The organism is Streptosporangium album, from assembly GCF_014203795.1.
Taxonomy (GTDB): Bacteria; Actinomycetota; Actinomycetes; order Streptosporangiales; family Streptosporangiaceae; genus Streptosporangium; species Streptosporangium album.
In genome coordinates, this window is sequence record NZ_JACHJU010000001.1 from 2,793,541 (window position 1) to 2,814,467 (window position 20,927).

The 20,927-nt window shown below is 69.3% G+C and carries 23 protein-coding genes; 12 read left to right on the top strand and 11 right to left on the bottom strand.

Annotated features, from left to right (window positions below; genetic code table 11):
- Nucleotides 1–81 precede the first annotated feature (81 nt).
- The gene (pknB, locus tag FHR32_RS13255; RefSeq protein WP_184754574.1) at nucleotides 82–1,938 is read left to right on the top strand and encodes a Stk1 family PASTA domain-containing Ser/Thr kinase; all 1,857 of its coding nucleotides are present in this window, start codon (nucleotides 82–84) and stop codon (nucleotides 1,936–1,938) included.
- A 157-nt stretch (nucleotides 1,939–2,095) separates the two neighbouring features.
- On the opposite strand, the gene FHR32_RS13260 is transcribed toward pknB, so the two are convergent.
- The 3 genes from FHR32_RS13260 to FHR32_RS13270 are packed head-to-tail and all read right to left on the bottom strand — an operon-like array spanning nucleotide 2,096 to nucleotide 3,455.
- Nucleotides 2,096–2,668, bottom strand: coding sequence for an anthranilate synthase component II (locus FHR32_RS13260; RefSeq protein ID WP_184754575.1), 573 nt, complete (start codon nucleotides 2,666–2,668; stop codon nucleotides 2,096–2,098).
- Nucleotides 2,668–2,835 carry a hypothetical protein gene (locus tag FHR32_RS13265; RefSeq protein WP_184756683.1) on the bottom strand — a complete coding sequence of 56 codons (168 nt, stop codon included), beginning with the start codon at nucleotides 2,833–2,835 and terminating at the stop codon, nucleotides 2,668–2,670. The genes FHR32_RS13260 and FHR32_RS13265 overlap by 1 nt, the downstream gene beginning before the upstream one ends.
- Nucleotides 2,832–3,455 (bottom strand): class E sortase, encoded by a 624-nt coding sequence (locus tag FHR32_RS13270; RefSeq protein ID WP_184754576.1) that lies wholly within the window; start codon nucleotides 3,453–3,455, stop codon nucleotides 2,832–2,834. Before FHR32_RS13270 ends, FHR32_RS13265 begins: the two co-directional genes overlap by 4 nt.
- A gap of 209 nt (nucleotides 3,456–3,664) precedes the next feature.
- Between FHR32_RS13270 and FHR32_RS13275 the strand changes: the two genes are divergently transcribed.
- Nucleotides 3,665–3,910: a cell division protein CrgA gene (locus FHR32_RS13275; RefSeq protein ID WP_184754577.1), complete on the top strand. Its 246-nt coding sequence runs from the start codon at nucleotides 3,665–3,667 to the stop codon at nucleotides 3,908–3,910.
- 33 nt (nucleotides 3,911–3,943) lie between these two features.
- On the opposite strand, the gene FHR32_RS13280 is transcribed toward FHR32_RS13275, so the two are convergent.
- Together FHR32_RS13280 and FHR32_RS13285 are read right to left on the bottom strand one after the other, a co-directional pair.
- Nucleotides 3,944–4,813 (bottom strand): rhomboid family intramembrane serine protease, encoded by an 870-nt coding sequence (locus tag FHR32_RS13280; protein ID WP_184754578.1) that lies wholly within the window; start codon nucleotides 4,811–4,813, stop codon nucleotides 3,944–3,946.
- A 121-nt stretch (nucleotides 4,814–4,934) separates the two neighbouring features.
- Nucleotides 4,935–5,471 carry a peptidylprolyl isomerase gene (locus FHR32_RS13285; protein WP_184754579.1) on the bottom strand — a complete coding sequence of 179 codons (537 nt, stop codon included), beginning with the start codon at nucleotides 5,469–5,471 and terminating at the stop codon, nucleotides 4,935–4,937.
- Nucleotides 5,472–5,756: 285 nt separating this feature from the next.
- On the opposite strand from FHR32_RS13285, the gene FHR32_RS13290 reads away from it, so the two are divergent.
- Complete coding sequence (locus tag FHR32_RS13290; RefSeq protein ID WP_184754580.1) at nucleotides 5,757–6,221, top strand: hypothetical protein; 465 nt, start codon at nucleotides 5,757–5,759, stop codon at nucleotides 6,219–6,221.
- A 139-nt stretch (nucleotides 6,222–6,360) separates the two neighbouring features.
- Here the strand turns inward: FHR32_RS13290 and FHR32_RS13295 are convergent, their stop codons facing one another.
- Nucleotides 6,361–6,906, bottom strand: coding sequence for a hypothetical protein (locus FHR32_RS13295; protein WP_184754581.1), 546 nt, complete (start codon nucleotides 6,904–6,906; stop codon nucleotides 6,361–6,363).
- Between the two features lie 124 nt (nucleotides 6,907–7,030).
- Here FHR32_RS13295 and FHR32_RS13300 point away from each other — a divergent pair, with 124 nt between their 5' ends.
- Together FHR32_RS13300 and FHR32_RS13305 are read left to right on the top strand one after the other, a co-directional pair.
- Nucleotides 7,031–7,699: a response regulator transcription factor gene (locus FHR32_RS13300; protein ID WP_184754582.1), complete on the top strand. Its 669-nt coding sequence runs from the start codon at nucleotides 7,031–7,033 to the stop codon at nucleotides 7,697–7,699.
- 2 nt (nucleotides 7,700–7,701) lie between these two features.
- Nucleotides 7,702–9,057, top strand: a complete 1,356-nt coding sequence (locus FHR32_RS13305; protein WP_184754583.1) for a sensor histidine kinase — start codon at nucleotides 7,702–7,704, stop codon at nucleotides 9,055–9,057.
- Between the two features lie 126 nt (nucleotides 9,058–9,183).
- On the opposite strand, the gene FHR32_RS13310 is transcribed toward FHR32_RS13305, so the two are convergent.
- The 4 genes from FHR32_RS13310 to FHR32_RS13325 all read right to left on the bottom strand — a co-directional run bounded on the left by FHR32_RS13310 (nucleotide 9,184) and on the right by FHR32_RS13325 (nucleotide 13,166).
- Nucleotides 9,184–10,155, bottom strand: coding sequence for a GNAT family N-acetyltransferase (locus FHR32_RS13310; protein WP_184754584.1), 972 nt, complete (start codon nucleotides 10,153–10,155; stop codon nucleotides 9,184–9,186).
- A gap of 88 nt (nucleotides 10,156–10,243) precedes the next feature.
- Nucleotides 10,244–11,461: a TolB-like translocation protein gene (locus FHR32_RS13315; protein WP_184754585.1), complete on the bottom strand. Its 1,218-nt coding sequence runs from the start codon at nucleotides 11,459–11,461 to the stop codon at nucleotides 10,244–10,246.
- Nucleotides 11,458–11,970, bottom strand: coding sequence for a SigE family RNA polymerase sigma factor (locus FHR32_RS13320; RefSeq protein WP_184754586.1), 513 nt, complete (start codon nucleotides 11,968–11,970; stop codon nucleotides 11,458–11,460). Before FHR32_RS13320 ends, FHR32_RS13315 begins: the two co-directional genes overlap by 4 nt.
- A gap of 74 nt (nucleotides 11,971–12,044) precedes the next feature.
- Nucleotides 12,045–13,166, bottom strand: coding sequence for a serine hydrolase domain-containing protein (locus FHR32_RS13325; protein WP_184754587.1), 1,122 nt, complete (start codon nucleotides 13,164–13,166; stop codon nucleotides 12,045–12,047).
- Nucleotides 13,167–13,429: 263 nt separating this feature from the next.
- On the opposite strand from FHR32_RS13325, the gene FHR32_RS13330 reads away from it, so the two are divergent.
- The 6 genes from FHR32_RS13330 to FHR32_RS13360 all read left to right on the top strand — a co-directional run bounded on the left by FHR32_RS13330 (nucleotide 13,430) and on the right by FHR32_RS13360 (nucleotide 18,067).
- The gene (locus FHR32_RS13330) at nucleotides 13,430–14,014 is read left to right on the top strand and encodes a hypothetical protein (RefSeq protein ID WP_184754588.1); all 585 of its coding nucleotides are present in this window, start codon (nucleotides 13,430–13,432) and stop codon (nucleotides 14,012–14,014) included.
- A 67-nt stretch (nucleotides 14,015–14,081) separates the two neighbouring features.
- On the top strand, nucleotides 14,082–15,245 hold the full coding sequence (locus FHR32_RS13335; protein ID WP_312882656.1) for a sensor histidine kinase: 1,164 nt from the start codon (nucleotides 14,082–14,084) through the stop codon (nucleotides 15,243–15,245).
- 54 nt (nucleotides 15,246–15,299) lie between these two features.
- Nucleotides 15,300–15,968, top strand: coding sequence for a response regulator (locus FHR32_RS13340; RefSeq protein WP_184754589.1), 669 nt, complete (start codon nucleotides 15,300–15,302; stop codon nucleotides 15,966–15,968).
- A gap of 64 nt (nucleotides 15,969–16,032) precedes the next feature.
- Nucleotides 16,033–16,380 (top strand): VOC family protein, encoded by a 348-nt coding sequence (locus FHR32_RS13345; protein ID WP_184754590.1) that lies wholly within the window; start codon nucleotides 16,033–16,035, stop codon nucleotides 16,378–16,380.
- A gap of 303 nt (nucleotides 16,381–16,683) precedes the next feature.
- Complete coding sequence (locus FHR32_RS47660; RefSeq protein WP_425584225.1) at nucleotides 16,684–17,373, top strand: mycothiol transferase; 690 nt, start codon at nucleotides 16,684–16,686, stop codon at nucleotides 17,371–17,373.
- 145 nt (nucleotides 17,374–17,518) lie between these two features.
- Nucleotides 17,519–18,067: a DinB family protein gene (locus FHR32_RS13360; protein WP_184754591.1), complete on the top strand. Its 549-nt coding sequence runs from the start codon at nucleotides 17,519–17,521 to the stop codon at nucleotides 18,065–18,067.
- A gap of 120 nt (nucleotides 18,068–18,187) precedes the next feature.
- On the opposite strand, the gene FHR32_RS13365 is transcribed toward FHR32_RS13360, so the two are convergent.
- Nucleotides 18,188–19,699 carry a serine/threonine-protein kinase gene (locus FHR32_RS13365; protein WP_312882314.1) on the bottom strand — a complete coding sequence of 504 codons (1,512 nt, stop codon included), beginning with the start codon at nucleotides 19,697–19,699 and terminating at the stop codon, nucleotides 18,188–18,190.
- A gap of 313 nt (nucleotides 19,700–20,012) precedes the next feature.
- Between FHR32_RS13365 and FHR32_RS13370 the strand changes: the two genes are divergently transcribed.
- Entirely contained in the window at nucleotides 20,013–20,459 is a 447-nt protein-coding gene (locus tag FHR32_RS13370) for a class I SAM-dependent methyltransferase (protein WP_184754592.1), read from the top strand.
- Nucleotides 20,460–20,927: the final 468 nt, after the last annotated feature.

The following is a 20,927-nucleotide window of genomic DNA, read 5'->3' on the forward strand; positions in this document are numbered from 1 at the left end:
GCGGCAACGGGTCGATGATGGACACCGGTGGCCCAAGAGCTCACCGGCACCCAAGATGAACGGTAAGGGACAGTGCAGGAAATGACTCAGCCCCGACGCCTCGGCGATCGCTACGAGCTTGACGGCGTCGTCGGGCGTGGCGGCATGGCCGAGGTCTATCGCGCCCGAGACATCCGGCTGGATCGGATCGTCGCCATCAAGACACTCCGCGCGGACCTGGCAAGGGACCACATCTTCCAGGCCCGTTTCCGGCGGGAGGCGCAGTCCGCCGCGTCGCTGAACCACCCGTCCATCGTCGCGGTCTACGACACCGGCGAGGACGTGGCGGGCAGCGCGCCGGTGCCGTACATCGTGATGGAGTACGTCGACGGCCGCACGCTGCGCGACCTGCTCCGGGCCGATCGGCGGCTGATGCCCGAGCGGGCCGCCGAGCTGGTCGACGGGATCCTGCGGGCGCTGGACTACAGCCACCGCGGCGGCATCGTCCACCGGGACATCAAGCCGGCGAACATCATGATCACCAACAACGGTGACGTCAAGGTGATGGACTTCGGCATCGCCCGCGCGATGGCCGACTCGGCCGCGACCATGACACAGACCGCCCAGGTCATCGGCACCGCGCAGTATCTGTCGCCGGAGCAGGCCAGGGGCGAGCGGGTCGACGCCCGCAGTGACATCTACTCCACCGGCTGCGTGCTGTACGAGCTGCTGACCGGGCAGCCGCCGTTCACCGGCGACTCCCCCGTCGCGATCGCCTACCAGCACGTGCGCGAGGACCCGATCCCGCCGTCGCAGATCGACCCGGAGATCCCCAAATGGGCCGATGCCATCGTGCTCAAGGCGATGGCCAAGGACCCGGCGCACCGCTACCAGAGCGCCGGGGAGATGCGGGCCGACATCCAGCGGGCGATGTCCGGCATCCCGATGGACGCCCAGACGATGGCGCTGGCCAACAACCACGGCTCGGCCACCCGGACGATGCAGGCTCCCGGTGCCCCCGGCGGACCGGCGACCCAGCGCACCACCGCCGTCCCGGCCTACGAATACGGCACGGAGGAGGGCGGCCGCGGCGAGCGCGGCCGGCGCCGGCAGCAGAACAGCGGCAACACCGCCGTCAAGACCGCCGCGTGGATCCTGGTCCCGCTCCTGGTCATCGGTGCCTTCATCGGGGTGGGCTACATGTTCCTGAGCTCCCCCGGCGACACCACCGCGTCGGACAAGATCAAGCTTCCGTCCCTGACCTCGCAGACCGTGATCGCGGCGACCAAGACGCTTGAGGACCTCAAGCTGAAGGTCAAGACCGTCGAGACGTACGACGACGAGGTGCGCAAGGACACCGTGATCAAGACCGATCCGGTGGCCGGCACCGAGGTCGACGAGGGCGCTGAGATCACCCTTACGGTCTCCAAGGGCGCGGAGAAGATCGAGGTGCCCTCCGTGGTCGGCATGACCACGGAGGAGGCCAAGGCGGCTCTGGAGGAGGCGGGCTTCAAGGCGACTGTGCAGCCCATCAGCTCCGGCGGCCCGCAGGACAAGGTGATCAAGAGTGACCCCGAGGCGGGGAAAAAGGCCAACAAGGGCACCTCTGTCCGGATCTACATCCCCAAGGAGGCCATCGAGGTCCCGAGCGTGGTCGGGATCTCGGTCAACGACGCGAAGACCATGCTCAAGGACTCGGGCTTCCTCAAGGTCAAGGTCGTCGAGCAGGCGAGTGACCAGGTGAAGGGCACCGTCCTCAGCCAGGCTCCCGAGGCCGGGGCCAAGATCCAGCCGAGTATCACGATCACGCTGGTCGTCTCCAGCGGGCAGGCCCCGACGCCGACCGAGCAGCCGCTCCCCACCGATGAGCCGACGGTCACCGACCAACCGGAGCAGCCGGTCCCGACGGATACCGAGGACCCGTTCTTCGAGGACCCGCCCAGCGACCTGAACGGCTGATCCCCACTTCACGTGGACGGCTCCCGCCACCCAGGCGGGGGCCGTCCCCTTTTTGGGGGGCGGCGAGCCCGTGGCCGGAAAAACATAAGAGCCCTTCCGTCACTCGGGGGCGATGACGGAAGGGCTCACTGGTTAGTCGTTCAAGACGGTTCCGGCGTTACACGATTCCCGCGAGCCAGTTTCCGAGCAGCCGGTGGCCGTGTTCGGAGATCACCGATTCGGGATGGAACTGCACGCCCTCGATGGGGGCGGTCCGGTGACGCAACCCCATCACCAGGCCGTCATCGGTGACCGCGGTCACCTGGAGGACCGCGGGGACCGTCTCCGGCACGACCGCCAGCGAGTGGTAGCGCGTCATGGTCACCGGAGACGGCAGTCCGGCGAAGACACCGCGGCCGTCGTGCGCGATCGCGCTGGTACGGCCGTGCATCAGCTCCGGAGCCCGCGCCACGGTGGCCCCGTAGGCGACCGCGATGGCCTGGTGGCCGAGGCAGACGCCGAGCAGGGGAAGATCGTGGGCCTCGCAGTAGCCGACGAGGGGGACGCTCACCCCGGCGTCCTCGGGGGCACCGGGCCCCGGGCTGACCAGGACCCCGTCGAAGCTGGCCGCGTCCCCGACCGTCACGTGGTCGCGCGGGCGCACGTCACAGGTGGCGCCGAGCTCGCGGAGATACTGGACGATGGTGTGGACGAAGCTGTCGTGGTTGTCCACCACGAGGACGCGGGTCATCAGCCCACCAGGGCGTGGTCGAAGGGGACGCGGGGTTCGAGCCAGGGGAACACGAGATACCAGAGTACGGCTGCCGCCAGCCCCGCCAGCACCACCGCGAGGAACACCCTGGTCGCGACGCCTCCTGGGAGCAGCCGCCAGATCCAGCCGTACACGGGGCTCCTCATCGGCGACGCTCCTGACTGCTGTCGAGTTTGCCGAAGACGATGAGCCGCTGGGCGGCGGAGTACTCCGGATTACAGGTGGACAGGGTGATGAGGGCCCTGGTGGGCTTGCGGCCCGGCCGGTCGGGGACCGGGGCGATGACCCCGAGCTCGGTGGGTTCGACGATCCGTGTGCCGGTGACCTGGTAGGTATAGCGGGCTTCGCGGGCGTCGACCACGATGGCGTCGCCGCGGCGGAGTTCGTCGATCCGGTTGAAGGGCGCGGCGTAGGTGGTCCGGTGTCCAGAAAGCACGAAATTTCCAACCTTTCCCGGCATGGCCGAGCCGGGGTAGTGCCCCGGCCCCATCCGCAGTTGCTCCGGGCCGACACCCTCCACAATGGCGTACCGGTAGTCGTGCCCGAACCGTGGGATCCTCAGCAGCGCCATCGCCCCGCCCAACCGGATGCCACCGAGCTGCGGGGGCTTCTTCTGCTTGAACTCCTGCAGGAGCTGCCTGCGCAGCACCGTCTGCTGCTGCACGGTATAGGAACCGGTCCCCCAGAGGAGGTAGGCGCAGAAGAGAAGAACGACCACTCCGGCGGTGATGCCCAGCTCCCCGAAAGCTCTCAGAGCGACCCTCATGGGGCTCAGGCTAATGACGGTGGATCATCGTGAGCGGGCATGCGGCACGTGGTTGATCCAAGGTTTGCGCTGCGATGATCGCTTCTGGGATCGCCATGTCCCGTGTGCGCCGACTATTCTTACTCGGGTCTTCGCCCACCAGCGATTACGCTAGCTGACATAGCCTGCGCACGGTTCGGATCGCGCAGGGTCGACGCAGGAGAAAACCCGTGCCCAAGCCCAAGACTCGTAAGAAGGCGGTCTACACCCCGCCGCAGACGACCCAGCAGGTCAAGATGAGCCCGCGCTGGCTGGCGCCGGTCATGGTGGCCTCCTGGATCATCGGGATCCTCTGGATCGCCGTCTACTATGTGGCGCCCACCGCCCCGCTCATCGGCGCCCTCACCAACTGGAACCTGCTGATCGGGTTCGTTTTCATCATCTTCGGTGTGGTGTTGTCCACCCGCTGGCGTTAGTTTTTCCACAGAATTTATCCACACCCTGGGGACTCAGCCGATCAACGGCAGTAGGACGGCGGTCCTGGTGATGACCAACCCCACCAGGATCGCCAGAGCGCCGACCAGCAGCATGCTCTGAAAAAGGGTGCGGCCGGCCTTCGGGCCGTAGGCCAGGATGGCAGAGACCGCCATGCCGGTGACGAGGCCGCCCACATGCGCCGTCCAGCTGATGTGCAGACCTGGCATGAATGTGATCACAAGGTTGATCACGAGAAGCACGATGATCGGGCGGAGGTTCAGTCCCAGCCTCCTGCCGACCACGAACATCGCACCGAAGAGGCCGAATATGGCTCCTGACGCACCCAGACTCGCGCCGTTCGCCGGGTCGATCCAGTAGCCGAGCACCGACCCGCCGAGCGCGCTGAGCAGATACAGGGCCAGGAAACGGGCGTGACCGAACGCCTGCTCCAGATAGGGGCCGACCATGAAGAGCGCCCACATGTTCAGCCCGATGTGCAGGTAGTCGCGGTGCAGGAAGGCACTGGTGACCAACCGGTAGTACTCCGAGTTGGCGGCGACCCCGAGAGGCCACATCACCAGCTCCTCGGTGAGGCGGCCGTCGGTGGCGAGCTGGGCGAGAAACATCACGACGTTGACGCCCAGGAGCGTCCAGGTCACATAGGGTTTGGCGATCACGCTGCCGCCGAAGACCGACCGCGCCTGCCGTACCGTCTTGTTGCCCTGGGCGACGCACTCGGGGCACTGGAAGCCGACCGAGGCGTCGCGCATGCAGTCGGGGCAGATGGGCCGGTCACAGCGCTGGCAGCGCACGTAGGTCTCACGGCCCGGGTGCCGGTAACACGTGGGAGCGGCCGCGGTGTCGGACTCGCCGGGCGGCTGGGTGGGTGGCTGGGTGGTCATGGCGTGTCGCTGGCCCCTTCGACCGTGCTGTTATCCACAGACTGCCAGCCTATTCACGATCCCGCGCACCCGTACCCGTGAGAAGGCGGCCTCCCCCGGGGAGGCCGCCTTCTCACGGGTATCAGCCCTGGACGCGGTCGATGGTGACCGACTGCAGGACGACCGGGTCCTTGGGCCGGTCCCGGGCGTCGGTGTCGGTCTTGGCGATGGCGTCGACGACGTCCTGGCCCTCGATGACCTCACCGAAGATGGAGTGCTTGCCGTTCAGGTGCGGCGTGGGCACCACCGTGATGAAGAACTGCGAGCCGTTGGTGCCGCGGCCGCCCTGGATGCCGGCGTTGGCCATGGCGAGCAGGTAGGGACGGTTGAAGTAGAGGTCCGGGTGGATCTCGTCGTCGAACTTGTAACCCGGACCGCCGATGCCCTGGCCGAGCGGGTCGCCGCCCTGGAGCATGAAGCCGTCGATGACCCGGTGGAAGATCGTCCCGTCATAGAGCTTGTCGTTGGTCTTCTCGCCGGTCTGCGGGTTCACCCACTCCCGGGTGCCCTCGGCCAGCTCGACGAAGTTGCGCACGGTCTTGGGCGCGTGGTCCGGGAAGAGCTGGATCTTCACGGTGCCGCGGTTAGTGGTCAGGTTCGCGATCAACTTCTCAGCCACGATCGGATTGCCCCCTTCTGGTCTTGGCTAAAGCCTGTGCAACATGCTGTTCTTGTGGTGTTTTCGTGATTACGGCCGTAGCCGGTCCATCTAGCATCCTCCCACGACCGGTCATGATTGAGCCGCCTTCGAGCGGGCAGGGGTGGCAACGGGGCCCCGACGACTGGGGAGGTTGACGTGCCTCTTGCACAATTTGGAAAGCGCCACATCGAGATAGTGGTACCGGAAACGCGGCTGGGCCAGGTGAAGGCTCAGGCCGCGCGCGCCGCCGATCGGGTGGGTCCAATGGCCGCGCACGCCCGTGACGCGGCCACGCAGGCCCGCGGCGTGGCCAACGACAAGGTCTTCGTGGCCAGGGAGTGGGCGGCACCGAGGCTGGACGCCGCCGCGCACTCCTTCGAGGAACAGCTGGCGCCGAAGATCAGCGCGATGCTGTCACAGGCGGCTGCCAAGATCGATCCCGCACCGGCGGCGAAGTCACGCAGGTGGCCGATGGTCCTGCTGTTCACCGGTCTCGCGGTCGGAGCCATCGGCTTCGCGATGTACCGCAAGAGCACCGAACAGTGGACCGAGGCGATGAAGGACAGCAGCGCCGACGCGTCCCGCTGGATGGGAGAGAAGGCGCAGTCCACGACGGACAAGGCCGCCGAGGTGGCGCATGACGTCGCGTCGAAGACCGACTCCACGGCGGGCGGGCTCGGCGACAAGGCCGACGCCCGGGCGGATCAGGCGTCCAAGAAGTCGTCCTGATTCACCGGAGTACGGCCCGCACCCCCGGGGGTGCGGGCCGTACTCCGGTGTGGTGACGCGCTCGCCGGGCGCTTGTCAGAGGGTGCTGCTCTGACCGCGCCGCACTCCGGCCCCCGTCCGGTACGGCTCGCGCGTGTGGCTACTTGCCGGCGGGCGCGGCTTCCCGGCTGCAGCTGATGACCGCGTCCCCGGGGAGCGGAGTGGCAGGAGTGGCAGGAGTGGCAGGAGTGGCAGGAGTGGCCCGAGCGGCCAGAGTTCCCAGAGGGGCCACGAGGCGCGTGTCGGACTTGCCGTCCGGAGCGTCCTCGGCCGGCCGGACATCGTCAGACAGCTCACCCTGAGGTACCCCGCCCTCCTCGGCGGCGCGGGCTCGGAGCGAGAAGACCGTGCCCTCCTTGATGCGCACCGACTTCGACGGGTCCAGCCGGGTGCCCGGGACGGCGAGCACCGCGTCGGCCTCCTCGGTGACCTTCGCCCACGCCCCGCCCTTGGCCCGGAGATCCCGCACCTCGGCCTCGGTGAGCATGTGCTTCATGCCGACGCCCTTGTCGACGTCGCACGTGATGGCGGTGGTGACCTCTGGCGGTGCGGGGGCGGGGTCGTCGGAGGCGTTCGCCGCACCTGTCAGGGTCGCCATCAGTGCACCGGCGGTGACCACGGCCGCCGCGAGAAAACGGATGCGCATTCTTGTTCTCCTCAATTGATCGAATCCGGCGGTCACACCGTCTCCCGCGCTACCTGAACCCAGCCTGAAGGGAGCCGAAACCGCCTTCAGGTTGGCTTTAGGTAGGTTGCGGCACGCTGGTGGCATGCGCCTGCTGCTGGTTGAGGACGAGAAGCGCCTGGCCGACCTGTTGAAGGGCGGACTGGCCGGCGAGGGGTTCGCCGTGGACATCGCCCATGATGGGCGCGACGGACTGTGGATGGCGGGCGAGAACGCCTACGACGTGATCGTGCTCGACGTCATGCTGCCCCGGATGAACGGCTACACCGTCTGCGCCAGACTCCGCGACGCGGAGAACTGGACGCCGATCCTGATGCTCACCGCCAAGGACGGGGTGCACGACGAGGCCGAGGCCCTGGACACCGGCGCGGACGACTTCCTGTCCAAGCCGTTCTCCTACGTGGTGCTGCTGGCCCGGCTGCGCGCGCTGATCCGCCGGGGCGGGCAGGCCAGGCCGGTCTCCATCACGGTCGGCGACCTGACCATCGACCCGGCCGGGCTCCGCTGCCGCCGCGGTGAGGTGGAGATCCCCCTCACCCCGAAGGAGTTCGCCGTCTTGCACGGCCTGGCCCGCAGACCGGGCGAGGTGGTCTCCAAGAGCGAGTTGCTCGCCCAGGCATGGGACTTCTCCTACGACGGCGACCCGAACATCGTCGAGGTCTACATCAGCGCGCTGCGCCGCAAGATCGACTCCCCGTTCGGCCGGTCGTCCCTGGTGACCGTGCGCGGGGCCGGATACCGGTTGGAGGCCTGAAGATGTCACGTCTGTCGGTCCGGATCCGGGCGACTCTCGCGGCCACCGCCATCGTCGCGGTGGCGCTGGGCATCGCCACGGCGGTGCTCGTCGGTGTGCTCAGAGGCAGCCTGGTGGAGAGCACCTCGGCCGAGGCGGCTCGCCGCGCCGACGTGACCGCCGGCCTGATCGCCGCCGGCACCACCGCCGTCACCGCCAGCCGGATCGCCGAGCCTCTGGACTCCGACGTCCAGATCATCGAGGGGACCGACCTTCCCGGCGGAAAGTGGGGGACGGCCATGGTCCAGCCCGCCCAGCCCGTCCAGCCCGTCCACCCGGCCGTCCTCGGGCAGGGCGCCCCCCGGTTGGCCCCCGGCCAGGAAGCCAGCGTGTTCGCCAAGCGATGGGCGCCCGCCGACTCCTTCGCGGTGGCCACCACGCCTGTCAACACCGCAGCAGGCACGATGCTCGTGCAGGCCAGGGCCTCCCTGGAGCCCACCAGAGCGGCCTTGCAGAGCCTGCAGGCACTGCTGCTCCCCGGCATCCCGGCCCTGCTCCTGCTGGTCGCGGCCCTGACCTGGCTGGCGGTCGGCCGGGCGCTCGCACCGGTCTCTGCCATCCGCGCCGAGATGGCCGACATCACCGCCAGCGACCTGCATCGCCGGGTCCCGGTGCCACGGTCCGGCGACGAGATCGCCCGTCTCGCCGAGACCATGAACCGCACGCTCGACCGCCTGGAGCTCGCGGTCGACCGGCACAAGCGCTTCGTCGCCGACGCCGCCCACGAGCTGCGCAGCCCGCTGGCCATTCTGCGGACGCGCCTGGAGCTCGCGCCGTCCGTGCCGCTGGCGGCCGATGCCCTGACGGACGTGGAGCGGATCCAGGCGCTCACCTCCGACCTGCTGCTCCTGGCCCGCCTGGACGCCGGCGAGCCGGCCTGTCACGGAGAGGTGGACCTGGGTCAGGTCGCCGCCGAGGAGGCGACCCGGTCCCGGCCCAGGCCGGAGGTCCGCGTCGAACTGGATGTGGCCGCCGACGTGGTGGTCCGGGGTTCGGCGGAGGAGCTGCGCCGCATGGTCGCCAACCTGACGGACAACGCGGTACGGCATGCGGGCTCCATGGTCACCGTCCGGCTGGCCATGGACGGGGCGGGGGCCGTCCTGGACGTGTGCGACGACGGGCCGGGGATCGCGGCCGAGCAGCGTGAGGTGGTCTTCGACCGGTTCGTCCGGCTGGACGAGGCACGGAACCGGGACTCGGGCGGATCAGGGCTCGGGCTCGCCATCGCCCGGGACATCGCGGTACGGCACGGCGGCAGCCTCAAGGTCGTGGAGAAAGGCTCGGGAGCACGGTTACGCGCCTGTTTTCCCGCGATATGAGGCACACGTCATTCACCGAGGCCCCGGGAGGCGGGTCACACCCTCCGTGACCCGCCGGAGAACGACCCCTCGAAGCCCCGCAGGGGGAGCTCCCCGCCCCGGAGAAGGATCAGGATCTCCGGAGCGTCACCCGCCTGGGCTGATCGGGAGCGCGTAGGTGGTCGTGCGGTGCTCGACCTCGAATCCGGCGCGGGTGTAGACCCCCAGGGCGCCGGTCGGGTTGTCGGCGTCCACCCCCAGCCCGGCCTTCCGGTAGCCCTGGGCACGGAACTCGGTGAGGGCGTGGGCGAGCAGCGCGCCGGCCACGCCCCTGCCCCGCCATTCCCGCAGGGTTCCGATGATCTGGATCCAGGCCTCGCGGACGCCGGTGGCCTCGGTGTCCGCCTCGAAGTAGTGGGTGAGCAGCACCGCCACGCTCTCACCCGCCCCGTCCTGGACGACGAAGGACCCCTCGGGACGGAACGCCTGCACGCCGGTGATGGAGCTCTTCCAGCTCTCCGGGGTGTGCGGGACGCTGCCCCAGTGGTCGGCGAAGGAGGCGTTGCGCACCCGCCGGGCGGCATCGTCGAGGTCCGCGCGATAGGTGACGATCTCCAGGCCATCGGGCAGGTCACCCGCGGGCAGCTCGGTCCCCAGGTCACGGCTCATCCCGTGGAACCAGCGGGCCGGGGTCATACCCGCCCTGGTCACCATGACCTTCGCGCCCTCGTTGCCGTCGTCCAGGTGGACGTGGAGCTCGAGGGGACTGCCGGGGAAGCGGCGCCCGTGCAGCACCGGGGTGGTGCGGATCGCCCAGTCGAGCAGGTGCCCGCCGAGACCGCGACGGCGGTGGTCCGGGTGGACCGCCCCCCACAGGGTCATCTGGTGGACCGGGTCGGCGGCGGGCCGGCTGGCGGTGAGGCCGGCGGCCACCATCCTGTCCCCGTCCCAGGCGGCCAGGGTGCCCTCGGCCACGTCGAGCAGGGGGTTGGCGAGATGCTCGGCGAGGTCGTCCGCGCTGTAGTTCTCCCCGATACGGTCCGCGGCCTCCACCGCGGCCAGCAGTTCGGCCCACGCGCCCACGTCGTTCTTGGTCAGCGGAACCCAGTCGAACGTCATGATCAGGAGCATATGAGGTCGCAGAGCCGTACGGCGAGAGATTTTCGCCTCCCGGGCAGACACACGGCCAGGCCCGGCCGGCGGTCGTTCAGCGACGGGAGAAGACCGGCTCCCACGAGCCAGGCTTCTGGTTGTTCTCGCGGTAGCCGGTGAGCGGCTCGGCCTTCCCTCCGTCCACGTCGACCAGGACCAGCCGGTTGCGGAACTCGCTGCCGACGCAGTTGTCAGGCGCCTTGAACTCGCACGCCCAGGCGATCAGACGGTCGTCGTCCGCCCAGGCCGCGAGCTGCTCGATCCAGTAACCGTCCACCGGCGTGAGCGGCGTCACCTTGCCGGTGCCCACGTCCTTGACCCCGGTGACCGCGCTCCGGTCCGGGCTGTCGGTCGCGACCAACCGTCCACTGGGCGACATCCCGGCCCGCTGGTAGGTGTCGGCCACCTCCGGCGGCGCCGACCGCGGGTTGCCGTCCAGGTCGTAGAACTTCTTGGTGCCGGGCGGGGTGCTGTTGTGCTCCCACACCAGCGTGCCGTCCGTGCTCCAGGAGAAGTCCAGCCGGGTGGCGAACCGGTTGTTCTCATCCTGCCGCACCGGGTGGAACCCGATCTGGCCGCTGTCCAGGTCGACGACGCTGTAACCGGTCCTGGTCGGGGGCATCGCCTTCTGGCTGTTGTTCACCATGGGGTAGGACTCGTCAGGGTTGCCGCCGTAGTTGGTGAGCAGCAGCTTCCGGCCGTCGGGCGACCACTGCACCGATCCTGCCGGGTGCTTCAGGTCGATCCACCGCACCTCGGCCCCACGGCCGGCGATCACTCCGACCCGGCGCGCGGGGAGCTGTTCCAGCACCGCGACCGACTCCCCGCCCGGCGCGACGTCGAGCCACGCCCAGGGTGTCTCCTCGTAGGCCTGACTGCCCTTGTCGTAGAGGCGCCAGGTCAGCTTCCGCACCTCCCGACCGTTGGGGGTCTTCACGTTCTCCCAGGTGAAGTAGGAGTAGACGGCCGTGTCACCCGCCGCCACCAGGGTCCCGGGCAGCGCGGAGTCCGGGTCTCCCACCGTCTCCCTGGACGGGCTCGGATCGGTCACGACGGCGATGGCCGACCGCTCGTCTCTCTGCTCCCCCTGGACCAGGGCCGGGACCGTGAACACGGCGGCCACGACGGTCGCGGTCGCCCCCGCGACTACCGCGAACGTCTTGCCCCTGGAACGCCTGCGCCTGCCGAGCGCCCTCGACGCCAGGTCGGAGGGGACCCGCGCCTCGTCGGACCAGTCATGAAGGGTCCGCCTGACAAGCTCGTCGATGGTCATGCCGATGCCTCCCCGAAGATCGTGTATGGCTCCCGCAGTTCGGGCGCGAGGTCGCGCAGCCGGGCCAGGGAACGGTGGGCGGTGCTGCGGACGGTGCCCACCGAGCAGCCGAGGATCTCCGCGACCTCGGCCTCCGGCAGGTCCTCGTAGTAGCGCAGGACCAGCACGGCCCGTTGCCTGGCCGTCAGCCGGGCCAGCGCCCGGCGCATGACGATCTGCAGCTCGACCCCGTGCGTGCCGTCGGCGACGGCCCGGTCGGGCGGCTCGGAGACGGTGGTCTCCCTGCGCCGGCGCCACCAGGAGACCTGCTGGCGGTACATCGCCTGCCGGACGTACGCCTCCGGCGCGTCCACGCCGCGCCACCTGGTGACCGTTCTGGCCAGCGCGGTCTGCAGCAGATCTTCCGCCGCGTGCTGGTCGCCCCCCGTCAGCAGGTACGCCAGCCGCATCAGCGCGGGGGACCGCGCCGAGACGAACTCGCGGAACCGTCTCTCCTCTTCGGCGTCCACGATCACCTCCCCTGTGTGGTTACGTCCTACAGACGCATCCGGGGGACGTCACTATGCTCCGCGCGCCGTACCGGTCATCCGGTGCAGTAGAAGGCGCCCGCGAGGGCGAACATCTCCTCCTGCGAGGGCTTACGGGTGTGGGGGTTGACCGACAGGGCGAGCCTGCGTCCGTCGTCGGAGCGGAACGCGAAGGTCATGTAGCCGATCAGCTCGCCGCTGTGACCCCACAGGCTCCTGCCACACGGCAACGTGTACTCCTGCAGGCCGAGACCGTACCGGAACCCCACACCGGTCGCCACCGCGGTCCGCATCGCGTCGAGCGCCCGCGCGCTGGTCAGTTTTCCGGTGAGAAGGGCGTCGAAGAAGCGGTTGAGGTCGCGCGTGGTCGAGATCATCTCGCCTGCGGCCCAGTCCAGGGAGGGGTCCATCCGGGTGACGTCCACGACCTGGCCGGTGGGCAGGGTGGCGTAGCCGTGGGCGTGCGGGCCGGGCAGGCCGGGCCGGGTGCCGGGGACGATCGTCTGGGTGAGGCGCAGCGGGCGCAGGATCCGGCGCCTGATCTCCTCCCCGTACGGCCTGCCGGTCAGCTTCTCGATGAGCAGCCCGGCGACGATGTAGTTGGTGTTGGAATAGCGCCAGCTCTCACCGGGCCTGAAGTCCGGCTGCTCGCCGAACGCCACCTTGAGCAGGTGTGCCGGGGTGTAGCTGCGGAAACGGTCGGCTCCCCGCCAGCGGTTGGTCGAATAGCCCGGTTCGCTCATGTAGTCGTGCAGGCCGCTCGTGTGGTTGAGGAGCTGTCTGACGGTGATGTGGCCCCCGTTGGGGACCACGCCGGGCAGGTGCCGTTCGATCGGGTCGTCAAGACGGAGGCGCCGCTCGTCGGAGAGCTGGAGGAGCACGGTCGCCACGAACGTCTTGGTGACGCTGCCGATCCGGAAGTAGCCGTCGGCGTCGGCGGCCCGGCGCGACTCCAGGTCCCGCACTCCGGCGGCGGCCGCCCAGTCCTGTCCCGGCTCCTGCAGCCGCACCGAGGCCGCCGTCGCCGCCCCGGCCGTCACCAGCCCGTCCAGCGACACCTTGACCTTCGCCCGGGGCGGCTCCGCCCCGGTGCCCGCGTCCGCCGTGGCGGCCGGTCCGGCGATGAGGGATGTCACGGCCAGCAGAACGGCCAATGTCCTGGAAAACGTTTTGATCATGCCGGAACGCTATGAAGCGGGGATGTCCTCCGGCCATGGGGCCGACCGCCGGCTTCCCGGGAATAGACCCCCGTGGGGAGGCTGGGGAAAACCGCACGGTGGTCGCGACGCCGTACGAGCTCCCGCACCCCGCGTGGTCGCCGATACGGGGGAGACGCACTCCCTCGTGGGAGGGAGCGCCGGGATCGCTCTTCCCGGCGATTACTTCCCGGCCGCGGAAAACCAGGATTGAGGCACAAGCACGCCACCGAGGAGCCTCCCTGATGAACCCCCGCATCGCATTCGTCGCAGCCCCCCTGCTCGTCCTGGCCTACGGGGTGATCCGGATCCTCGACGGGCTCGACGGCAGCCGAGGGCCCGGCCTTGCCTGGACCTCCGGCCATCTCGCCTTCATCGCGGCTCTCGCCTTCTTCGTCTCCACTTTCCTGCAGATGCGCCGGCTGGCGGGACGTGACACCCTCTCCACCGTGAGCGCGTCGGCCGGGATCATCGGCATCCTGGCGGTCGGCACGCAGTTCGCCATCGACATCGTGGTCGGTTTCCTGTCCGCCGACCGCGCCGGGATGAGCGTCTACTTCGACCGGATCCAGGCCGTCCCCGGGGTCTCCTTCCTGGTCTACGACGGCGGCCCGCTCCTCTTCTTCCTCGGCCAGCTCGCGCTCGTCGTCCAGCTCGCCGTCGCCCGCCGCGTCAAGATCTGGACGCCGTTCCTGGTCCTGCTCGACCTTCTCCTCCCGTTCGTCGACAAGGACCTCATCCCGCTCGGCGCCGTCTGCCTGCTCCTGTCCTTCGTCCCCCTCGCCGGCCAGGTCGCCCGTACCGCCCGGCCCGCGCACGCCCCCGCGTAACCGGACACCCGTGTCCTCCGTACCCGCTGTGTCCGAAGACCGGAACGAGGAGGCAAAATTGGACCTCGTGTCCGCCCTGCCGTTCCTGACCCCCGTCCGTGACCGGTTGCGGTCCCTTCCGCCCCTGTGGCTGGACACGGCGCTCGCCATGCTCGTGATGGTCGTGCAGCTGTGGCCGTTCTTCTCCCGGGAGAACCCCTACGGCGGACCGTGGCACTGGTGGGGATACGTGGTCGTGATCGCCTCCTCCGTGCCCCTGGCGTGGCGACGGCGGGCGCCGGTGGCCGTGCTGACGGCCACCCTCGTCGCGACCTCCCTCTACGACCTCGTGGACGAGGTGGCCGCACAGCCGATCTGGTACGGCGGGCTCATCGCGACCTACACGGTCGCCGCCCACTCCGCCCACCTGCCCCGCCTGGTCATGCTCACCTTTACGGTCATCGGCGGACTGCTCCTGGTCGGCTCCTCGGAGACCGCGCTGCGCGGCGTCGTGCTGTTCGTCGCCGCGTACGCGATCGGCCGCGCCTCCGCCGCCTCCCGCGCGTACGCCACCGCTCTGGAGGAGCGGGCCGCCCGGTTGGAGCACGAGCGCCAGGCCGAGGCCGAACGGGCCGCCGAGCGCGAGCGGGCCCGGATCGCCCGCGACATGCACGACATCCTCGCCCACGCGGTCAGCCTCATGGTCGTGCAGGCCGAGGCCGGCCCCGTCGTGGTCAGGAGCGACCCGGCCCGCGCCGAGGCGGCCTTCGACGCGATCGCCTCGGCGGGACGTGACGCCATGGTCCAGCTCCGCCGTACGCTGAACGTGCTCAAGGAGGAGTCGGGCCCGCGCGCTCCGCAGCCGACCGTCGGCGACCTGGCCGGGCTGGCCGAGCAGGTCTCCGGCACCGGGCTGGGCGTGGTTTACTCCGTCTCGGGCGAGCCGCGGCAGTTGCTCCCCGACACCGAGGTCGCCGCCTACCGGGTGACCCAGGAGGCCCTCACCAACATCGTCAAGCACGCGGGCGCCACCCACGCCGACGTCCGACTCCTCTGGCAGGACGACACGCTCATGATCAGCATCACCGACGACGGACGCGGCTCCGTGTCGTCCCTCCCCTCCGGCGGAAACGGCCTGGTCGGCATCCGCAAGCGCGCCGCCGCCTGCGGCGGCTCCGCCACCGCGGGACCTCGCCCGGACGGGCCGGGCTTCCAGGTGGTCGTACGGCTGCCGCTGGCGGTGACGGCATGACCACGAGAGGCATGGGCGGCGGCGACAGGGCCGCGAGAGGCGGGGAGTGACGGCATGACCGTGAGAGTCGTGGTGGCCGACGACCAGGAGCTGGTGCGCGCCGGATTCGGCATGATCCTCGATGCCCAGCCCGACATCGAGGTCGTCGCCGAGGCGGACAACGGTGCCGAAGCCGTCGCGGCGGTCCGCGAGCACCGGCCGGACGTGCTGCTTCTCGACATCCGGATGCCGGTGATGGACGGCATCGAGGCGGCCGCGATCGTGTGCGCCGAGACCGACTGCCGGGTGCTCATGCTGACCACGTTCGACCTGGACGACTACGTCTACGACGCGCTGCGGGCGGGCGCCAGCGGGTTCCTGCTCAAGGACGTCCGCCGCGCCGACCTCGTGCACGGGGTGCGGGTGGTCGCGGCCGGGGAGTCGCTGCTCGCGCCCTCCGTCACGAGAAAGCTGATCGCCGAGTTCACCTCCAGATCCGTGAACCGCCCTGTCACGCTCTCCGCCACGCGGCTCTCCGTGCTCACGGGCCGTGAGCAGGAGACCCTCCAGATGATCGCGCGGGGGCTGTCCAACGCGGAGATCGCGCAGGCCATGGTGGTCAGCGAGCACACCGTCAAGACGCACGTCAGCAACGTGCTCACCAAACTGGGCCTGCGCGACCGGGTCCAGGCGGTGATCGCCGCCTACGAGACCGGTCTCGCGGTCCCCGGCGGGACGGTGTAGGTCGCCCGGGGGTGTTGATCCGGTGCAGAATGGACATGGTTCCCCCTGAAGAAGGAGCCGTCCCATGAGCATCCGCCGTGTCGTCCCCGACATCCGATCAGATGCCTTTGAGGAGAGCCGCGACTTCTACGGCCTGCTCGGCTTCGTGGAGGTCATGAACCAGGGCTGGGTCATGACGCTGGCATCGCCGTCCAACCCCACCGCACAGGTCACCCTGATGGGCGCGGACGCCACCTCGGACGTCCACCCCGACCTGAGCATCGAGGTGGACGACGTGGACGCGGCGTACGAGGCGGTGGTCGCCCAGGGTGCGAAGATCGTGCACCCCCTGCAGGACGAGTCCTGGGGGGTGCGCCGGTTCTTCGTCCTCGACCCCAACGGCCAGGTGGTCAACGTCGTGGGACACCGGTGACCAGGTGACCTGCGGCCGGTGCTCCTGGGGCTCGGCCAGGTGAAGGTCAGGGTCGGGCCGTAGGCCGGAGGAGCGCCGTAGGCCGGAGCGGCGCCGTAGACCGGAGCGGCGCCGTAGGCCGGAGCACCGTAGGCCGGAGCGGCGCCGTCGCCACGCCGGCCGATCCGCTCGCCCGGGAAGGGGGACCACCCAGCGTCCGCCCTCACGGCACGACCACCACAATGGTCCCGTCATAGTGGAACAAGCTCCCCGCGGCGAGACTGAGGAAAGCGGACGTCGTCGCCGTGGAAAGGAACACCAGCAGTGACCACCGAACGAGTCGGCCCGTCCCCTGTCGCGGATGAGCGAGAGATGCTGCGCGCCTATCTCGACTACCACCGCGCGACGCTCGCCATGAAGTGCGACGACCTCTCCGACGAGGACCTGCGCCGTCAGTCGATGCCGCCCTCGACGCTCTCACTGCTCGGCCTGGTGCGGCACATGGCCGAAGTGGAGCGCGCGTGGTTCCGCCGGGTGATCAACGGGGAGGACATCCCTCTCGTGTGGTCGGACGAGGGCGACTACCAGGTCGCGTACGACGCGAGTACGGCCACGCGGTCGGAGGCGTTCGACGCCTGGCAGACGGAAGGCGGGCAGCAGCGCCGCGGTGCCGAGCGTGACGCGTTCGGTCACCGGTGCGAGGGCGGCGAGCATGGCCAGCGGTTCGATGCGTGCGCCGAGCAGGGTGTCGTTGGCCCAGACCGAGTCGTAACCGAGCCGCTCGGCGTGGACGCCGAAGTCGGCAAGCCGCCGGGCGTCGTTCCACTGGCTCTGGTTGGTGGGGAGCAGGACCCCAGTCGCGTGTTCATGTGCTCACCAGCCGGGGAAAGATTCAGGTGCCCGCCTGGCACTTCACCGTGCAGGGCGTCAAGGACGCGTTCACCTACGTGGCGGTGCCCCCGTCGGCGACCACCCCGCTTCCCGCCCCGAGAGAAGGCGAGCACGAGGAGGTGACGGCCTTCGAGCCCGTCCCTCGGCATACAGCGGATGCCCTCCTGTCCCCCATGCGGACGCACGCCTTCCCCGCCCACCACTCCGCGGTCTCGGTCCGGCGATAAACCAGGAGACGGAACACCCGCCCGAGGCTAGGGTCGCGTGCATGTCTGAACGTGGACGGCTCCGCTGGCAGCTGGATGTGTCCTGGTCACTGCTGACCTTGCATCTGGAACAGGTGACCGATGAGGAGGCCCTGTGGGAGCCCGCGTCGAACTGCTGGAGCGTCCGTCAGAAGCCGGACGGGACGTGGGCCGCCGACTGGGCCATGCCGGAGCCCGAGCCGATCCCCGCGCTCTCCGTCGGGTGGGTGATGTGGCATATCGGCTTCTGGTGGAGTCAGACCTACACGCGGTGCTTCGGGGAGTCCGACGGGGTGGCCGAACAGCTTGACTGGTCGGCGGCCGCGGCGGGGACACCGTGGCCGGGGGATGTGTCATCGGCGGTCAAATGGTTGAACGAGTGTCGTGATCGTTGGATCGGCGCGCTGGAGTCGCTGAGCGAGACGGAGCTGGATTCCACCGAGCGGAGCGGCTGGTTCGCCGACGGAACGCTCCCTCTGGGGCATGTGCTCGCGTGGGTGAACATCGAGCTGATGAAGAACGCAGCGGAGATCGGATCGATGCGTCATCTGCGTAACGCGGATCGGAACTGACCGACGGCGGGGTGCCGGTGGTCGGCGCGGTGGCCTGGTACGGCGCGGCAGCCGGACTGGTGGGGGTCGTCGCCGGCTCGCACCGTCGGTGCCGCAGGTGGCAGACCGGACGCCTTCCGTTCAGTTACCCCACGGCACCATCTTCAGCACCTTGCCCCTGATGTCCGCCGCCAGATAGCCGGCGGCGTGGTAGTCGTCGATGACATAGACGAGCAGAACCGGTTGATTGTTCGCGAAAACCCAGGAGCCCTCCAATATCACGTAACGCATGGTCGGATCGGTGATGCCAAGTTTCCGATCCGCCGTGCGCTGCAGTCCAGGAAGCGCGCTCCAGTTGAACGATCTCAACGTCACCGCCCGCTGGCCCGGCATCAGGAAGCTTCCACGGCGGTGGCTGACCTGCCCGTCCCGGTAGGTGAAGGTGTCGTAGACACCCTTCCTGCCGCGGACGAAGGCATCCGCGGTCGCATACTCGTCATACACGACGAAACGGGTGAACTTGGTGCCGCCCGCCGCCTCCTCCATCGCTTTGATCACTTCCATGATCCGGCTTGGAGTCAGCAGCGTTCCGGACTTGGTGTTCTCCGTGGTCGGCTCCGCGCTGGAGGTGACAGAGCTGGTCGCGAGGCCGCCGGAGGAGTGCGAAACCTCGGGGGTCGCCTTGTCTCCAGGGTCGTTCTGCACGTTGGGGAGGAGGACCAGGGTGGTGAGGACCACACTGAGCGTGACAGCCCCGGCGATCGTCACCGCGCGGAGCCGACGCGATCTGCGGCGCGGCACCGGAAACGGGGGTTGCGTGTCCGGGGACTGGTCGGCCGCTTGGCCCAGCATCCGGTCAAGCTCCGCCGCCGCCGGACGGGCGGCGGGGTCCTGCGTCAGCAGGGCCATCAGGACGTTCACCAGCGGACCGGCCTGGCGGGGTGGCGGGACCCGGCCGTTCAACACGGCCGCGAGTGTGGCCATGGTGGTGTCGCGGCGCATGGGATTGTAACCCTCCACCGCCACGTAGAGCAGCATGCCCAGCGACCACAGGTCCGAGGCGGGGTTGCCCTCCTGGCCGCGCAGTCGCTCCGGCGCGATGTACTCAGGCGAGCCGACCAGATCGCCACTGGCAGTGAGGCCGGGCGCATCGCGCAACGCCGCGATGCCGAAGTCGGTGAGCACCGGGCTGCCGTCGGCGCGCAGCAGGACGTTCGCGGGCTTCACGTCGCGATGACAGATGCCCGCCGCATGAGCGGTCCACAGAGCGGCCAGGATCCCGCGCCCCAGGCGCGCCGCCTCCGCCGGCGCCAGCGGCCCCTGAGCGAGACGGTCCCGCAGGGAGCGACCCCTCACCAGCTCCATGACGATCCACGGGTGCGCCATCTCCGGCGTGTCCACGATGTGGTGGATGGTTACCACGTTGGGGTGATCGATCCGGGCCAGCGCGCGCGCCTCGCGCAGCACCCGTTCGCGGAGCATCCGTGCCCTGACCGGATCCTCCTCCGTCGGACCGGACGGGCGGACCTCCTTCAGGGCCACCTCACGATGGAGGGCGAGATCGTAGGCGCGCCACACCGTGCCCATGCCGCCGCTTCCCAGCTGCTCTACCAGCTCGAAACGGTCGTCGATCACCATCCGCCCAAGAGTCACAGCGCACAGCCTAAAGCCATCAAAGCGGGCGGATATGTCAGATGAGCGGTTATGTCCGCTGAGGCCGGGCAAGCCAGAATGAAGATCAGAACATAGGGGAGGCGGCAGTGCCCGACCTGCGCTTCTTCGTTAGCGAGGACGCGAGGTTCTCACCATGCGACGCGGCTGACCGCCCCTGATCAGGCGCTCAGCCTCCTCCCTGATCTCGTGTCCATGGGACGAGGACGTCGAGATCACCTGCATCCCACCATGATCAACGATCAGCTCGCTGTACCGGTGACAGGGCACGAGGCGTCACCTGGCCTTGGTGGCCATGTCCAATGCATCCTTCCTCTCCGCGACCCGGGACTCCTACGACGCCCTGGCCCGCCGTACCTATCCCGACCTGCGGTTCGAGGTGGGATCGATGCTGACCCTGGATCTCGCGGACGCCGCTCTCAGCGGACTGCTCGCAAGTTACTCGATCATCCACATCCCGTGGGAGCGACGGCCCGAGCTGTTCGCCGAGTTCCGTCGGGTCCTCGCGCCAAGCGGGCAGCTGATGCTCGGCTTCCAGATCGGCGACGAGCGGCTCCACCACACCGAGGCGTGGGGCACACCCGTCTGCCTCGATTGGTACCGGCAGCAACCGGACGAGGTCGCCGGGTTGCTGTCCGACGCAGGCTTCGACGTGACGGCCACGATCGTGCGGCAACCCGTCTCCACAGAGAAGACCCCGCATGGCTACGTCCTGGCACGCAAGCCCGCGGCCGCGCCATGAACCCCAGCAGCGAGGCCGACGACACGCCCAGCCTCTGAGGGCGACAGCGCTCGCGTTACGCGACATCCTTTAGCCCACCTGGACCAAAATCATTACGTACCGGATGACTGACATGTGCTCGCACTGATCTCATCCGGCGCGGCCATTACTGTATTTCGCTGCTGCCTACGGCACTCCGACCGGCGGCCCGCCCTGTCATCCGATGGCAAGAGGACCCGTGCCGCGGGGCCGCTGGGCCCGAGAAGCGGCAGCCTCGCGACAGCGTGATTTCCCGCTTTCAGGCGGAGCGATCACCTGTTCAGTCGCCTTGCCGCCGCCGACCCGACGACTGCCTCCGGTCGCTCCCACGCACCTATGGTCATCCCTTGCGGCGCGTGGCGACTGTCCCGAAAGCCGGCTCGGCGGGCCTGTCCCTGTTTCAGCAGCGGCCGGTACTCGCCTTCGGAAAGCGGCACCGTAGCCGCCGCG

Bases quoted from the DNA above. Each gene is read 5' to 3' on its own strand.
- pknB (WP_184754574.1), top strand. From the start codon at position 82: ATGACTCAGCCCCGACGCCTCGGCGATCGCTACGAGCTTGACGGCGTC.
- FHR32_RS13260 (WP_184754575.1), bottom strand. From the start codon at position 2,668: ATGACCCGCGTCCTCGTGGTGGACAACCACGACAGCTTCGTCCACACC.
- FHR32_RS13265 (WP_184756683.1), bottom strand. From the start codon at position 2,835: ATGAGGAGCCCCGTGTACGGCTGGATCTGGCGGCTGCTCCCAGGAGGC.
- FHR32_RS13270 (WP_184754576.1), bottom strand. From the start codon at position 3,455: ATGAGGGTCGCTCTGAGAGCTTTCGGGGAGCTGGGCATCACCGCCGGA.
- FHR32_RS13280 (WP_184754578.1), bottom strand. From the start codon at position 4,813: ATGACCACCCAGCCACCCACCCAGCCGCCCGGCGAGTCCGACACCGCG.
- FHR32_RS13290 (WP_184754580.1), top strand. From the start codon at position 5,757: ATGGCCGCGCACGCCCGTGACGCGGCCACGCAGGCCCGCGGCGTGGCC.
- FHR32_RS13295 (WP_184754581.1), bottom strand. From the start codon at position 6,906: ATGCGCATCCGTTTTCTCGCGGCGGCCGTGGTCACCGCCGGTGCACTG.
- FHR32_RS13300 (WP_184754582.1), top strand. From the start codon at position 7,031: ATGCGCCTGCTGCTGGTTGAGGACGAGAAGCGCCTGGCCGACCTGTTG.
- FHR32_RS13305 (WP_184754583.1), top strand. From the start codon at position 7,702: ATGTCACGTCTGTCGGTCCGGATCCGGGCGACTCTCGCGGCCACCGCC.
- FHR32_RS13310 (WP_184754584.1), bottom strand. From the start codon at position 10,155: ATGACGTTCGACTGGGTTCCGCTGACCAAGAACGACGTGGGCGCGTGG.
- FHR32_RS13315 (WP_184754585.1), bottom strand. From the start codon at position 11,461: ATGACCATCGACGAGCTTGTCAGGCGGACCCTTCATGACTGGTCCGAC.
- FHR32_RS13325 (WP_184754587.1), bottom strand. From the start codon at position 13,166: ATGATCAAAACGTTTTCCAGGACATTGGCCGTTCTGCTGGCCGTGACA.
- FHR32_RS13330 (WP_184754588.1), top strand. From the start codon at position 13,430: ATGAACCCCCGCATCGCATTCGTCGCAGCCCCCCTGCTCGTCCTGGCC.
- FHR32_RS13340 (WP_184754589.1), top strand. From the start codon at position 15,300: ATGACCGTGAGAGTCGTGGTGGCCGACGACCAGGAGCTGGTGCGCGCC.
- FHR32_RS13345 (WP_184754590.1), top strand. From the start codon at position 16,033: ATGAGCATCCGCCGTGTCGTCCCCGACATCCGATCAGATGCCTTTGAG.
- FHR32_RS13360 (WP_184754591.1), top strand. From the start codon at position 17,519: ATGTCTGAACGTGGACGGCTCCGCTGGCAGCTGGATGTGTCCTGGTCA.
- FHR32_RS13370 (WP_184754592.1), top strand. From the start codon at position 20,013: ATGTCCAATGCATCCTTCCTCTCCGCGACCCGGGACTCCTACGACGCC.